The organism is Halomicrobium sp. HArcht3-1, from assembly GCF_058933345.1.
The window spans coordinates 58731-73716 of record NZ_JBZYDM010000004.1 but is presented as its reverse complement, the minus strand read 5'-3'; the positions used below and the strand labels follow the sequence as shown (position 1 = coordinate 73716).

At 62.5% G+C, this 14986-nt stretch carries 12 protein-coding genes and 1 tRNA gene; 9 read left to right on the top strand and 4 right to left on the bottom strand.

The window, feature by feature from the left end; translation table 11 throughout:
• Window positions 1–10 precede the first annotated feature (10 nt).
• From AC5FRW_RS07900 to artA, 5 genes are all read left to right on the top strand, one after another.
• Window positions 11–1117 (top strand): OBG GTPase family GTP-binding protein, encoded by a 1107-nt coding sequence (locus AC5FRW_RS07900; protein ID WP_493567894.1) that lies wholly within the window; start codon window positions 11–13, stop codon window positions 1115–1117.
• Window positions 1118–1139: 22 nt separating this feature from the next.
• Entirely contained in the window at window positions 1140–1589 is a 450-nt protein-coding gene (locus AC5FRW_RS07895; protein WP_493567893.1) for a TIGR04206 family protein, read from the top strand.
• 44 nt (window positions 1590–1633) lie between these two features.
• On the top strand, window positions 1634–2386 hold the full coding sequence (locus AC5FRW_RS07890) for a VOC family protein (protein WP_493567892.1): 753 nt from the start codon (window positions 1634–1636) through the stop codon (window positions 2384–2386).
• Between the two features lie 706 nt (window positions 2387–3092).
• A complete protein-coding gene (locus tag AC5FRW_RS07885) occupies window positions 3093–5915 on the top strand; it encodes a DUF7282 domain-containing protein (protein ID WP_493567891.1) in 2823 nt (940 codons plus the stop codon).
• Between the two features lie 146 nt (window positions 5916–6061).
• Entirely contained in the window at window positions 6062–7063 is a 1002-nt protein-coding gene (artA, locus tag AC5FRW_RS07880) for an archaeosortase A (RefSeq protein ID WP_493567890.1), read from the top strand.
• Here artA and dph5 read toward each other — a convergent pair.
• Window positions 7060–7839: a diphthine synthase gene (dph5, locus tag AC5FRW_RS07875; RefSeq protein ID WP_493567889.1), complete on the bottom strand. Its 780-nt coding sequence runs from the start codon at window positions 7837–7839 to the stop codon at window positions 7060–7062. The genes artA and dph5 overlap by 4 nt on opposite strands.
• Before the next feature lie 76 nt (window positions 7840–7915).
• Here dph5 and AC5FRW_RS07870 point away from each other — a divergent pair, with 76 nt between their 5' ends.
• A complete protein-coding gene (locus AC5FRW_RS07870) occupies window positions 7916–8917 on the top strand; it encodes a class I SAM-dependent methyltransferase (protein ID WP_493567888.1) in 1002 nt (333 codons plus the stop codon).
• A gap of 74 nt (window positions 8918–8991) precedes the next feature.
• A tRNA-Thr gene (locus AC5FRW_RS07865) sits at window positions 8992–9065 on the top strand.
• A gap of 295 nt (window positions 9066–9360) precedes the next feature.
• Here AC5FRW_RS07865 and AC5FRW_RS07860 read toward each other — a convergent pair.
• Complete coding sequence (locus tag AC5FRW_RS07860) at window positions 9361–9810, bottom strand: CBS domain-containing protein (protein WP_493567887.1); 450 nt, start codon at window positions 9808–9810, stop codon at window positions 9361–9363.
• Between the two features lie 238 nt (window positions 9811–10048).
• On the opposite strand from AC5FRW_RS07860, the gene AC5FRW_RS07855 reads away from it, so the two are divergent.
• The gene (locus AC5FRW_RS07855; RefSeq protein WP_493567886.1) at window positions 10049–11254 is read left to right on the top strand and encodes an NAD(P)/FAD-dependent oxidoreductase; all 1206 of its coding nucleotides are present in this window, start codon (window positions 10049–10051) and stop codon (window positions 11252–11254) included.
• A 56-nt stretch (window positions 11255–11310) separates the two neighbouring features.
• Window positions 11311–12123, top strand: coding sequence for a cytochrome c oxidase subunit 3 (locus AC5FRW_RS07850; protein ID WP_493567885.1), 813 nt, complete (start codon window positions 11311–11313; stop codon window positions 12121–12123).
• Here the strand turns inward: AC5FRW_RS07850 and AC5FRW_RS07845 are convergent, their stop codons facing one another.
• Together AC5FRW_RS07845 and AC5FRW_RS07840 are read right to left on the bottom strand one after the other, a co-directional pair.
• A complete protein-coding gene (locus AC5FRW_RS07845; protein WP_493567884.1) occupies window positions 12124–12630 on the bottom strand; it encodes a DUF7979 domain-containing protein in 507 nt (168 codons plus the stop codon).
• Entirely contained in the window at window positions 12630–14897 is a 2268-nt protein-coding gene (locus AC5FRW_RS07840) for a DUF6789 family protein (RefSeq protein ID WP_493568244.1), read from the bottom strand. Before AC5FRW_RS07840 ends, AC5FRW_RS07845 begins: the two co-directional genes overlap by 1 nt.
• Between the last annotated feature and the right edge of the window lie 89 nt (window positions 14898–14986).

Here is a 14986-nt window from a genome sequence, read left to right as displayed (position 1 = left end):
CGTACACATAATGGGGCTCGAAGAGGAGATCCGCGAGATCGAAGAGGAGATCGCCAGCACGCCCTACAACAAGTCCACAGAGGCACACATCGGCCGCCTCAAGTCCAAGCTCGCGGAGAAAAAAGAGAAGCTCGAACAGCAAGACGGCTCTGGCGGCGGTGGCGGCTACGCCGTCGAGAAGCACGGCGACGCCACCGTTGCGCTCGTCGGCTTTCCCAGTGTCGGGAAGTCGACGCTCCTCAACGCCCTGACGAACGCAGAGAGCGAGACCGGCTCTTACGAGTTTACGACGATCGACGTCAATCCCGGGATGCTCCAGTATCGCGGCGCGAACATCCAGATGCTCGACGTGCCGGGCCTTATCGAAGGCGCGGCCGCAGGCAAAGGTGACGGACAGGCGGTCCTCTCGGTCGTCCGCACCGCCGACCTGATCGTCTTTACCCTCTCGGTGTTCGAGATCGAGCAGTACGGGCGCCTGCGCGACGAACTGTACAAGAACAAGGTCCGAGTCGACCGTGAACCACCACGGGTCTCCATCCGCCGGAAGGCCAAGGACGGCCTGTCGGTCAACGCCAGCGTCGACCTCGACCTCGACGAGGAGACGATCAAGGGCGTCCTGCGCGAACACGGCCACGTCAACGCCGACGTGACCATCGGCGAGCAGGTCGATATCGACCGACTCATCGACGGCGTGATGGACAACCGCGTCTACCTGCCCTCGACTGTCGTCGTCAACAAAGCCGATCTCATCGAGCCAGACTACAAGGAGACCGTCGACGCGAACCTTCGCGACCACGGTATCGATCCAGACGATGCGGTGTTCATCAGCGCCGAGGAACAGCGCGGTCTCGACGCCCTGCGCGAGGAGATCTGGGAGCGCCTCGGGCTGATTCGAATATACATGGACAAGCCCGGCCGGGGGGTCGACAAGGACGAACCGCTGATCCTTCGCCGGGGCCAGACTGTCGCCGACGCCTGCGAGAAACTCGGCGGTGACTTCGAGGAGCGGTTCCGCTTCGCCCGGGTGAGTGGCTCGAGCGCCAAACACGACGAACAACAGGTCGGTAAAGATCACCAGCTAGCAGACGAGGACGTGCTGCGAATTCTCACCCAGTGATCTACGTGGTCGTCGTCCCCTTATGAATCGCTTTCTCGCGAATCGCCGACTCGTTGCCATCTTCGCACTCGCTTTCGTCCCGTGGACGATCGCCGTCGCCGGCACCGTCACGTTCGTCTTTCCGTTTGCCCTCGTCGATCCCAACACCGGTGCGATCACACCGATCACCGATTATTACTTCGTGTACACGCGAGGGCTTCCCCCGTTCTTGCGCGCGTGGGGCATCGGCGTCTGGCTCTATCTCGGTGCCGTCGCGAGCGCGGTCAGTGGCGCTGTCCTCGACATCGAGGACCGGCGCCTCACTGCTGGCCTGCTCGTCTTCGCCGGCCTGACTCAGCTTTCCCTCGCACAGGGCTTCTCTCGCCAACCCGGCCGATTTGCCGTTCCGCTCGGAACGGTGCTTTGCTTCGCGGTCGTCTGGGTTTTCGATTGGCCTGCGATCCGTGCCGCTATCGGGCTGTCATCGGAGTGATGGCTGGCACTAGGCTTTTCGGCGCACGGCCCCTCCGCTCGCACATGGGAATGCCCCTCGACCACACGATGATCCGTGTCGAAGACCTCGACGAATCGCTGGACTGGTACACGACACACCTCGACTACGAAGAGAAGGGCCGCTGGGAGGCAGACACCTTCACGAACGTCTTTCTCGGTCCTGAAGATGTCCACGAGGACGGCGCGCTCCTCGAACTCACCTACAACCACGACGGCCGGTCGTACACGATGGGCGACGCCTGGGGCCACATCGCCGTCCGCGTCGCGGACGTGACCGAAGCGTACCACGAACTGATGGACGAGGGCGTCGCGGACTACCGACCACCGGAGGAAAACCCCGGCTACGCGTTCGTCAAAGACCCCGACGGCCACGAGATCGAGATCGTCGAGCGCGACCACGGCGCACGGTACAGCCTCGATCACACGATGATCCGCGTCGAAGACGCCGACGCAGCCATCGGCTGGTACGCCCGGAAACTCGGCTACGTCCCGGCCGGCCGCTGGGAGTCCGATACGTTCGCGAACTACTTCATGGCCGACCCCGACGCCGCCGAGGAAGCGATGACCGTAGAACTCACCTACAACTACGACGGGCGCACGTACGAGATGGGCGACGCGTGGGGACACCTCGCCGCTCGCGTCGACGACCTCGAAGCGGACTGGGACTCCCTGCTGGAACGCGAGGCCGAGGACTACCGCGACCCCGAGTCCTGTGACTACAACTACGCGTTCACCAAGGACGCGGACGGCCACGAAGTCGAGATTGTCACCAGCTGACGGACGCGAGCGAAGCGAGCGCTTTTTGGTGCAGATTTTTGGCCGAGGGTTCCCGCAGTGAGTGGAACGAACGAGGAAACCCGACGGCGAAAAAGGTGCGTGAGTACAACTACGCGTTCACCAAGGACGCGGACGGGCACGAAGTCGAGATTGTCACCAGCTGATGGACGCGAGCGAAGCGAGCGCTTTTTGGTGCAGATTTTTGGCCGAGGGTTCCCGCAGGGATGCGGACGGTTGTAGCGATGTATCGGTGAGCGTCTACCCCGTTGCGACGCCCACCGGTACGCAACTACAACCGTCCGTATGAGTGGAACGAACGAGGAAACCCGACGGGGAAAAAGGTGCGTGACTACAACTACGCGTTCACCAAGGATGCGGACGGCCACGAAGTCGAGATCGGCACGCCGTAGAACTCTCGGCAGCGACTCACTCGTTTCCTTCACGGTTTGTCACTTTCTACTCGGGCCGCAGTCTCGGCAAATCTCGATATAGCGCATCGGCCCAAAACGGCCGTTTCAGCCCGTGTGTCTGTGTGTCATCATCACATAGGTGACCACAAAGCATTTATAATACCCGCCTAACCCTTTGACTGTACCCCTACCTATGGTGTCAGTAGCGAGTATGCCGGTTCGGTCTGTACGCGACCAACACGGTCGCGTCCGACAGGGAGAAAGCTGCTGTCGCCGACAGAAGCACACAACAAACTATGACAGGAACTAACGATAAGGTTCGCAGCCTCTTCCTCGCTGCGCTGATGGTCGTGTCTGTATTCGCCATGACCGTCTCGCTCAGTGGGGCAGCCGCTGCAGCCAATACTAGCGGTGGACCTACGGTTGAAAAGGTCACCCACTACGACAATGGATCGAACGCTATCCTCGAGATCGCGTTCGACGAGGACGTACAGCTTAGCGGTGACGAATATGTTACAATCAACGGTGACGACGGTGTCGTGACGAACGTCACCGCTCAATCGGCCCTCGAGGTCGGCGAAGACGGCAACCCCGCACGGGTTGCGATCGTTACTGGATCGTCGGTGAACACCGATGTCACCAACGCCACGATCTCTGGCTTCACTGACGTTGGTGGCGAGGCCATGGACGATGACGGTAACGACTTCGATGTCACCATTGCTCCGGAGTCGCTTGACACCAGCGGTGACGGTGACTCGAACGATATCTACCGTGGTACCAACCTTGCTCTCGATAACGGTACCAACAAGAGCACGTTCGAGATTGTCGGCCCAGACGGCAGCAGCGAAATTGACCGGACCCGCGGATCTGGGAACGGTAGCAATGTCTACGTCGTCAACACCGACGACTTCGAACTCGGTCAGTACAACGTCACGAACGGTACTGACATCGGAGCGATCGATACGCACAGCTTCACTGTCGAAGACCTGGGTCTCGAAATCGAGGCCGACTCCACGTCCATCACGGACGAGGATGACTTCGAAGGCACGGTCTCTGCCGAGGATATCAACATCCCAGTCGAAGTTGAACTGATCAACTCCGACGGTGAAGCCGTCGATGGTGCGACTGACAGTGGTCAGCTCGACGGCGAAGGTAACTTCGATTACAGCATCGAGAACGTCAGCGAGGCCGGACTCGACGAAGACATTGGTAACTACACGGTCCGTGCGACAGCTACGGAAAGTGGCGTCACGGCCGAGACCGACACAATCGTTGTCGACTCTGCCGCTGACTCCGACGTTACCTTCGCAGGCAACAAGGTCTTCCAGGAAGAGCGCGGTGACATCGCCTCCGTTACGGTCGAGATGACCAACACCGATACGGCAACGGTCGTCATCGGCAGCGAAGACCAGAACTACTACTACATCGCTGAAGTCGAAGACGGCAGCGGTGACGGCGAGGTTACCCTCAACCTGAACACCTTCACTGCAGGTGCAGGTAACATCTCCGCCGACAGCGAAAACAAAGCGACTGTCGAGGACGGCGACGACGACATCCTCCAGGCTCATGAGGGCGGCGAGTTCTACGAGCCCTCGGGTGCCCCCGGAGACAAGCTCCTCGGCGCAGTCGACTACAACATGAACGCAACTGTCGGCGAGAACCTCAACGACAGTAACGCGCTCACTGCCACTGACGCAGACGACCGTGGTACTCTGGCGCTGCGCCCGCGCAGCACCGAGAGCCACCAGATCTGGACTGCTCCTGCAAGCACCGACGTTGGCGACCTCGAAGTCGCTGACATCTACGCTGACATCGGCAGTTCGATCACGCAGACCAGCGACGTCGTCGACGGCGACTACGCAGTCCACCAGATCGTTGCATCCGGTATCGAGGGTCACGTCGATAACTCGTCGGACCTCTTCGACGCACTCAACAACGAGAGTCAGATCAACCTGACGGTCGAGGAGACCGACGACAGTGTCGGTGCGAACGCCGATCCGAAGACCTTCGAAGTCAACTCGTCCAACGCGGACGCAATGCTTGATCCGGCAAACAACACGTACTTCCTCTTCGTCAACACCGACAATCTGAACATTGTCGAGACTGGCGAGGACTACAACGCAACGTTCACTGTGAACGGCACGGACAACAACGGCATCCTCACTGGCGACAGTGACGATGAGAGCGTCTCCGACGAGTTCGGACTCGTCGATGCGGAAGCCTCGCTCGACACGGACAGCGACGACAAGGTCCACGTCAGCTCCGCTTCCGACCAGACGATCACCGGCGAGACGAACCTCGCACCCGGCACGGAAGTGACGGTGCAGATCACCTCCAAGGGGACGGCTAGTCCGTTCCTCGCGAACCCGACTGCGACCGTTCAGCCGAACGGTACCTTCTCGACCTCGGAGGACTTCTCGAGTGTCGAACCCGGCACGAACCTCTCGCTCGAAGTTCGTGTCGACGGTAGCGAGGTCGGTGACGACGACGAGGCAACCTTCGATGGTCAGGTCGGTGACGCACCGACTGCCTCTGTCTCGATCAGCGACCAGGAATCCGACGGTACCACCGTGACGGTCGACTCCGTCACGATGTCTGACGGTGGCTTCGTTGCGATCCACCTCAACAACGCCAGCGGTCAGGTCATCGGTGCAAGCGACTACCAGACCTCCGGCACCACGGAATCCGTCGAGATCACGCTCGACCAGGAAATCGACAACGGCACGACGGTCGTTGCGATGCCCCACCAGGACACCAACGGTAACGAGGAGTACGACTTCAGTGGCGGTTCCACTGACTCCCCGTACACTGGTGACGATGGTGCGGTCACGGCCTCCGCGGTCGTGACGGTCTCCGACACGACCACCACCGAGACGGCAACCGAGACGGCAACCGAGACGGCAACCGAGACGGCAACCGAGACGGCAACCGAGACGGCAACCGAGACGGCAACCGAGACGGCAACCGAGACGGCAACCGAGACGGACACCGAGACGATGGAGCCTGGCACTGACACCGAGACCGAGACCACGGATGGTTCCGGTCCCGGCTTCGGCGTCATCCTCTCGCTCGTTGGCCTCCTCGCTGCTGCGCTGCTCGCTGCGCGGCGCAACAACTGAGGACGCTAACTAACCGGACTTCGTCCGGTCTCTGAACTCGCGATTTTTCTTCGGATCTCACGTACCAGTGCCAACAGTCGGTCGTGCGTGCTGGACACGCGTAACGACAAAGCATATAGCGCGGATTCTGTAATGTATCGATACGAATGGTTGTCGATGGTGCAGTCACGCTTGTCGCGTTCGTCGGCGACCCACTCGCCGTTGCACGCCCACTCTCGTGGGTAATCGTCACACTCTTTCTGGCGACGGCTCTCCTGTCGGCGCGAAGCGACGCACGCGAGCGGGCGCGGTACGTCGGTACCGTTGCCTGGGGTCTTTTCGGGCTGTTCTGGCTCGTACTCGTGCCCCATTTCGTACTCGTTCAGAAGAGCATCGTCGAGGGGATCGGGAGCATCGCGGCCGTCCCACTCTCGCTGTACGTGGGCTATCTCCTGTGGAACGGCCGTGAGTCGCTGCTGACACTCTCGAAAGCAGTCGGATTCATGGGACTGATCTACTTACCGTTCGCCTACCTGCCGCTGGTCGCGTCGAACCCGCTTCGCGGGTGGCTGATCGAGACAGTCGCAGCCCAGACTGACTTCCTGTTGTCGCTGATCGGTGTCGACCCGCAACTGGTCACCGGGACGAGCGTCCTCGACGGCGTCGACCCATCATCAGACTATCAGTACGAAAGCACGTTCTACTTCCCGGGTGATTCGAACCCGATCACGTACACGATCATCGTCGCCTGTACGGGTATCGGATCGATCGCGATTCTCGCGGGTGCGATCCTCGCCGTCGAGGCACCGATGCGTCGGAAGGCGCGCGCACTCGCGGTGACGGTGCCAGTGATCTACGTGCTGAATCTCGTTCGGAACGTGTTCATCGCGACGATGTTCGGCCAGCAACACATGCAGTGGTTCGTCGGAACGTTCACTGGTCTCTTTGGTACGTCGGATCCCCAGATGGTGTCGTACTACATCGCCGACCGCTTGCTCGCGCAGTTCGGATCGGTGATCGCACTCGTCGCGATCACGTGGTTGATCGTCCGGGAGCTTCCGGAGATTCTCTCGCTGATCGAGGACGTCGCGTATCTGGTGACAGGGACTGAGTACGACTTGCAGGCTGCGCTGGATACTGGGGGCGTCCGGGCCGACGGCGGGGATTAGTCGTCGGCTGGTGCGCCAGCGAGTCGAATCAGTGCGTCCCGTTCCATGTCGTGCAACTCGCCCGGAACGACGAGAAGGTGGAGCGGGCGGCCGAAGTCACTGGTCGCCAGTGTATCGAGAGTATCGGCCTCGACGACGGGATTGGCACTGCCAGCGCGGGCGACGACGACGCCGAGCGTGTCGTCGAACTCCTCGGCCAGCAGCGTTGCAGCGTGATCGGCGCTCATGAACTCCTGGTCGCCCTCCCAGTGTGGGTCGTCGACCTTGATGTCGAGATAGACCAGCGTGTGCAGATTCCGTGCCTGATTGTCCTCGATGGTGTCGACGACGCTCTGGGGGACGCCGTTGCCGCCGTGGGCGTCCTCGAAGGGGAGAGTCGTGGCCTTCCCGAACCGGTAGTTCTGGAAACCGGTCAGCGAACTGGCGGCGGTCTGGGCCGTCGTACCGTGGATGACGCGCGTGTGAATACCGCGTTCTTCGGCCCGCAGTCGCAGGTCGACGTGGGTCGTCGAGACCATCGTGTCTCCGGCCGTGACGAAGGCTACGTCCCCCTCTTCGGCGGCGTCCAGCATCACGTCTGGGTCCTGTTCGACGCCCGTGCGATCTAACACCTCGATGTCGATATCGTGGTAGTACTCCAACTTCTGTGTGGTCGTCCCGATCAGTTTGCTCGTGTAGAACTCCGCGAACACGTCCGTCGCAGTCTGGAGGGCTTCCTGTCCCTCGACCGTGATCGACCGTTCGTCGTAGAGTCCAAGCCCGACGAATGTGAGCATACACTCTGTCGACGATGCCGGCCAATAAAGGGCGCGAAGCGTCAGGCTTACCGCTGGCGATGTGGTCAGTGATGGTATGGGCGTCCCCTGTGTTCGTGTTGCGCGCGAGGCCGGCGAGGAGACCCGGCAGCGCCTCGCCGAGGCGGACCTCGTCGCCGACAGCCACGACATCGTCGTCGACGATACGTCGATCTACATCCCTGTTACCGATCCGACGGCCGTCCCGGACGACCTCGCAGTCGTCGACTACGATGCGCCGGTTCGGGAATCACAGACGATGCCGGCCGACCGACTGGACTTCGAACCGAGTTACGAACGGATCGGCGAGGTCATCGTCCTCGACGAGGACGATCCGGCCCGTGCTCGCGAAATCGCCGACGCCATCGTCGCCTCTGACCTCCCGGTCAGGACCGTCCTCGATCGTGCCTCGAAGATCAAGGGCCAGACGCGTGTCCGTGACTGGGACGTGCTCGCACAGGTGGACGACGATCCAGACCGAAAGCCGACGGAAGTCGTTCATCGCGAGTACGGCTGTGAGTTCCTGCTGGATCTGGCTGCGGTGTATTTCTCGCCACGTCTGGCGACCGAACGCCACCGGGTCGTAGAGCAGATCATCGAGGGGGACCACGTCTTCGACATGTTCGCCGGCGTCGGGCCGTTCGTGATCCCGGCAGCGAAACGCGGCGCGACGGTCGTCGGGGTCGACGTAAATCCGCCCGCCATCGAGTACCTCCGGGAGAACGCTCGACGCAACGGCGTCGTCGACCGCGTGACCGCAATCGAGGGCGACGTGCGCGAGGTCGCCTCCGAGTACGAGGGCTGGGCCGACCGTCTCTTGCTGAACCTTCCCCACAGTGCCGACGACTTCCTCGACACCGCCGCGGTCCTCGCTGGCGATGACTGTGTCCTACACTACTACGACATCCAGCACGAGGACGACCCCTACGGTCCCGGAGAGCGCGCCATCCGCGACGCCTTCGAACCCGAATACGAGGTCACCGTCGAGAATCGCCACACCGTCCGCTCCTATGCCCCTCACGAATGCAACGTCGTCCTCGACGTTCGGGTGACGAAGTAGTGTGTTTCGGGGTGGCATAATCGCCAGACTTCGGAACCCTTATGACCGTCTTGGGCATCCTACCGAATGCACGCGCCGGTGTAGCTCAGACTGGCAGAGCGAATCCTTCGTAAGGATTAGGCCGAGGGTTCAAATCCCTCCACCGGCTTTCTGCTGCGAACGAACGTGAGCAGCGAAAGCTAAACGAGGGATTTGAACCAGACGAGACGCGCAGCGAAGCGAGCAGTCTCGGCGTGGTTCACAATCCCTCCACCGGCTTACTTTTCCGGCGAACAACACCGTGAGCCGGAAATACGTCACCTGAAGATTTGAACCCTGCAAGTCGCAGCACCGAGCAAAGCGAGGCGACCGTCTTGCTCCGGTTCACAATCCCTCCACCGGCTCTTTCTGTTCGAACGAAGGTGGATCGCGACCACAAGACAGAAGTTACAGTTACCACGTTTTCAATCGCTCATCGTCAGTCCACCCGTGCCGGTCGTCTCCACGTCTCCCGGATCGTCGGTCCATTCGATGTCCAGACTGCGGCGCGAGAGGTAGGGCGCCAGTGATTCGGCCGACAGCAGGCCGAGATAGATGTCGTCGTCGACGACCGGCAGGTGTTTGACGCCGGTCTCACGCATCCGCTCGGCGGCCTCGGGGAGCGTCGCAGACGGTGGAATCGTCGTGACCGGCGTCGACATGATCGCTCGGACCGAGGGGAGGGTATCGGTTTCGGCGACGAGGGCGACGATGTCGGACTCGGTGACGATGCCCACGACCCGTCCGTCTTCGAGAACGGGGAGGGCAGGCGTCGCTGGCTCACGGAGTGTGCTGGCGGCAGCGCGCACGCTCGTGTCCGGGCTGATCGTCTCGGGGGTGGCACAGTCGACCGCGGCGACAGTGAGTTCGATCATGGATGTCCCACGCTACCGCACGACACTGCTTAACCATTATGGACATACAGATTGAAAGAACTAGAATTACTAGTATGACTTCAGAGATATTGTCACGTGAGGTTGAGAAACGGACGCAAATCGTCCAAAAACAGCACAGACGACTGCCAGACCACTCTCTCGATACGCGACGCCAGCCGGGGACGTCGATTTCGGACCGCAACTGACTACCCGATTTATCCCTGAGTGTGAACCGAGAATGCCGGAGTACGATATCGTCGTCGCAGGTGGTGGACCGGCGGGCCTGCAGTTCGCTCGGGAGGTCGGGCATCGAACGAAGTACGACATCGCCGTACTGGAGGCCAACGACGCGCTGGCGGACAACGACAAATCGACCGGTGGGACCTTCGAGCAGGTGATCGAGGGGTACGACATCCCCGAATCGGTGGTGATGGCTGCGTGCCCGGACGTGCTGTTCGAGGGGCCAGGGGCACAGTCACGGCTGGCGATCTCGAACTACGTGCTCGACTTTCCGGCCTTCCTCGAATTTCTGGGCGAGGATGCGTCCGAAAGGGGGGTCGAGATACACACTGGCACGCGCGTGCAGGCACCCGTGATCGAGGACGGCGCGGTCGCTGGCGTTCGCTGTACGTGTGGCGGTTCGACGGTGACCTACAGCGCCGACCTGGTCGTCGACGCGACCGGCCCGGCCGGAACCTTGACCACGCAGTTGGGGATGTGGGACCGAGCGGCCGCCCAGCGAGGGATCGGCAAGGAGTACGAGGTGACGGGCTCCTTCGACGAGCCGTCGATGCTGTTCAAGTTCGACCACGACGTTGCACCGGGCGGGTACGCGTGGGTGTTTCCCGCCGGCGAGGACGTGTTCAAGGTCGGAGTCTGCTGGATCGACGACTTCTACGAGCGCCACAGCAGGCCCAACGACGGTTCCATCGACGACTACGTCGAGCGGTGGGCCGAGAGTGACCCGCGCTGGGCGGTCGACGACATCAGGGCCGTCCACGCCGGGCAGGCCATCTCGGACAACTCGATCAACTGTCGTGCCGTCGACGGTCTCGTCGCGGTCGGTGACAGCGTCTCCAGTATCAATCCCCTGTTCGGCGAGGGGATTCGGCCGGGGATGGAGTCGGCGGAGATGGCTGCCGATGTCGCCATCGATGCCCTCGACGCTGGCGACCCCTCGCGGGCACGACTGGCGGCCTACGAACGGCGGTGGAACCGCGAGAAAGGACCCAAGTGGAAGACCCAACGCATCGTCGGCGAGCTACTCTACGACTTCGGCGCGAGTCAACAGGACGGGTTCGTCGAGCGCAGCGGGGGACTCTCTGTCGAGCAACTCGACCGTCTCCAGCGCTACGACCTGACGCTCGGCGATCTCTTGGACCTGTACCCATTCCGGGTCGGCGACCTGACGAAGGTGCCCACGCTCCTTCGACACCTCCGATAGGGTCGACCACGCCGCCCGGGCGATGATTTATTGGCCTACCGACAGATGGTGGTGGTATGCAAGCCACCGACGCCGCGTCGGGTCAGCCTGCCGACGAACACGAACACACGAGTCGCTGGCCGCTGGTAGCGGCACTCGGGGCCGGGGGTCTGTACGCTGGCGTCGGACTCGCGTTCGTCGGTCTGGATCTGGTGCCGGCAGTGCTGGCACTCGTGCTCGGTGTCGGCGGCGCGGTTGCCTTTCTCGTCGGCATCGGGGGGTGGCTCGTCGAGGCGTTCGTCGTCGATTACTGGCGCAACCACGACGCCGACCGGTCGCGAGTCTACGTTGCCGGGATGGTCCTCTTTCTGGTGTCGGACGTGGCGACCTTTCTCGGTGGGTTCACGTACTACGCCTTCGTCAGGGCTGGGACGTGGCCGCCGTCGGAACTGCCATCGCTGCTGGGGTCGCTCGTCCTCGCCAACACGCTCCTGTTGCTCGCGAGTAGCGTCACGCTACACTACAGCCACGAGGCACTCGAAGGCGGGCATCGTCGCCGATTTCTCGGACTGCTGGCGATGACAGTACTCTTCGGCGTTGCCTTCCTCGGCGGGCAGGCGTTCGAGTACTACGAGTTCGTCGTCGGGGAATCGTTCACCCTCGCGAGTGGCGCGTTCGGGTCGGCGTTCTACGGCCTGACTGGCCTCCACGGCCTGCACGTCGCACTGGGTGTACTGTTGCTCGCCATCACGCTCGGGCGGGCACTCCGGGGCCAGCACACGCCCGAGCGCGACACGGCAGTTCGGACGGTCTCGCTGTACTGGCACTTCGTCGATGCCGTCTGGATCTTCCTCGTCGTCGTCCTGTACGTCGGGGCCGTCCTTGGCTGATCACTGGCGTCCGGTTTCGAGTGCGACCAGTCGTCGGTACGCCGGTGGCGTGAGGATGCCCACGATGCCGAGTGCGATGGCGAACACGCCGAGTGGGAACTGCAACGGGGCCGTCTCGAAACAGGGGTGGTCTGCGATCACGGTCACGTAGTAGGATCGCCCGTCGTCGGTAACGATGGTGCCGTTCAGGAACGTCTCGTAGTGGGGGAACGGCCCGCGAACGTGGGCCTCTCGACGGGGGGCGTCGATTGCGTCGCGGAACGCCGTCCGCTCGGCTGGTGACAGTTCGGTCACGTCGAGGCGGGTGATCGTCGACCGCTGCCCGTCGCCAAACCGCTGCTCTGTCGCTTCGGGCGTCTCGACGAGGATCGACGGATCGCTGCAGTCGGCGATGTCCGTCTGGATGAGACCGTACGCGCCGGGGACCGCCGCAGCGATGCCGACGGCGACGAGCAGGACACCGACGAAGGGAGCACCGTACGTGAAGACGACCGAATCGTCGGCCATCACTGCGTCCCCCGCCCTGCTCGCTGGCGCTGCCGGAGGTAGTCAAAGGTCACGGTCAGTCCGATGCCGTAGGCCCAGTGGGCGACGACGACGAACCCGAGATACCCCACCAGCGCCAGCCCCTGCTGGCCGGTGTAGAAGGCGACGAGAAAACCCGTCGAGATGAGCGTGGCGAACACCAGTCCGGTCTCGAACAGCAGGCGGCCGGGAAGATACTCCTGAAAGGCGAGGAAGATCAGCGGCCACGTGACGGTCCCGCCGATCAGGAACAGCACCGCGCCGATAGTCGGTGACGGGCCGAGACCGACGAGGTCGGCGATTTCACCGAAGGAGACCGGATCGAGGACGCCGATCAGGATGGCCGTGCCGAGACCGCCGCTCATGAGGACCGTTCCGACCAGTCCGCCGACAGCCGCCATCGAGGCGTTGCGAGAGACGGTCTGGGCGACGGTCCCGACGCCGCCGGCGAGTCCCGCCGGCTCGGCCTCGGGCGCGTAGGATCGTCGCCGAGACGCAGGCTCGGCCGGCGTTCGGTCGTAGCGTTCGACCATCCGGTCCTCGAACCACTGCCACTCTTTCGTGAACTGTGCGGTCGCCTTGAGGTCCCAGGGGTCGGTCGTCTGAACGGGGTCGCCACGCCAGTAGGACGCCAGCATGTTGTACAGCCACAGCAGCGCACTCAGTCCGATGACGTAGGCACCGACGGTCGCGATCTGCTGGGCGAGCTGGTACTCCGGCGGATAGACCGCCTGTCGGCGCGGGAGACCGAGTCCGCCGATGACGAGCAGTGTGAGGAACGTCACCGATCCGCCGAAGATGACAAGAACGGCCTGAAACTGGGCGAGTCGACGGTCGTACCAGCGTTCCGTGATCAGGGGATACCAGTAGTAGCTCGCGGCCATCATCATAAACGGGATGATGCCGACGACGATCAGGTGGAAGTGACCCACGACGTAGTAGGTGCCGTGATAGAGGATGTCGACGGGGATGACCGCGAGGAAGACGCCCGTGACGCCGCCGACGATGAACGTCCCGATGCTGCCGGCCGCGAGGATGAAGGGTGCGGCCATCCGAATGTCGCCGTTCCACATCGTCGTGATCCAGTTGAACACCTTGATCGCGCTGGGGACGGCGATGGCGACCGAGACGGCCATAAACGAAAGGCGAAGCCGTGGGTCGATGCCCGTCGTGAACATGTGGTGGGCCCAGACGCCAAAGGAGAGCACGCCCAGTCCCAGCGTCGAGTAGACGATGAACCGATAGCCAAAGAGCTTCCGGCCGACGAACTTTGGGAGGATCGTACTCAGCAGACCGGTCGCCGGCAGGAAGAGGATGTACACTTCGGGATGGCCCCAGAACCAGAACAGGTGTTGCCAGAGGATCGGCCCACCACCGTCGACCGTGAAGAAGGTCGTCCCAAGATTACGGTCGAGCAGGAGCATCACCAGCGCACTGCCAAGGAGTGGGAAGGCGAACAACACCAGCCCGCTGGTCGTCAGCATGTTCCACGAGAAGATGTCGAGGTTCGCCCACGTCACGTCCTCGGCCCGCTCGTAGGCGATGGTGACGATGAAGTTGATCGCACCGATCGTCGTCGCGATGCCACTCAGGTGAAGTCCGAGCAACAGCAGGTCCAGTTGGGGATTTGCACGCTGGACCGACAGCGGGGCGTACAGCGTCCAGCCGACACTGACCTCCCGGAGTGTGAGGAAAAAGCGGATCGTCTCGGGTGGGAACACCGCTCCGAGCACCTGCCCGCCGATCTGGACGAACAGCCCCATCCGTGCCAGCAGGAGTGCCGGGGGTAACAGCCAGAAGCCGATGGCGTTGATCCGCGGAAACGCCATGTCGTCGGCTCCGACGAGCAGCGGCACGACGTAGTTCCCGATCCCGAAGAACACGGGCACCACGAAGAAGATCAGCATCGTCAGCCCGTGCGTGGTAAAGAGCGCGTTGTACGTCTCGGGCGTCCAGATGTCCGCTGGGGGCGTCAGAAGCTCCGTCCGCAGCATCATCGCGTCGACGCCGCCCCACAGACCCGCCGCGGTGCCAAAGAGAATATAGAGGATCCCGATCTCGCGGTGGTCGGTCGTCGTCAGCCATCGCAGCAGGGTCCGCCGGAGTCGTCCCAGTTCGAGCCACAGGCCCTCACGGGTGGTGTAGCCCCCGTCACTCTCGATGGTCTCGTCTCGGAGTCGAAGCCACAGCACCAGCGAGCAGACGGCGAGGAGAGCGAGCGCCCCGCCTTCGACGAGCGCCCGGTTCATCGTTCCTTGGGAGACCACGCTCGGGCTGTCGTGTGTCGTGCTACCACGGCTGTCATCGTGCCACACTGGTTGTTCCATTTACATAAAGC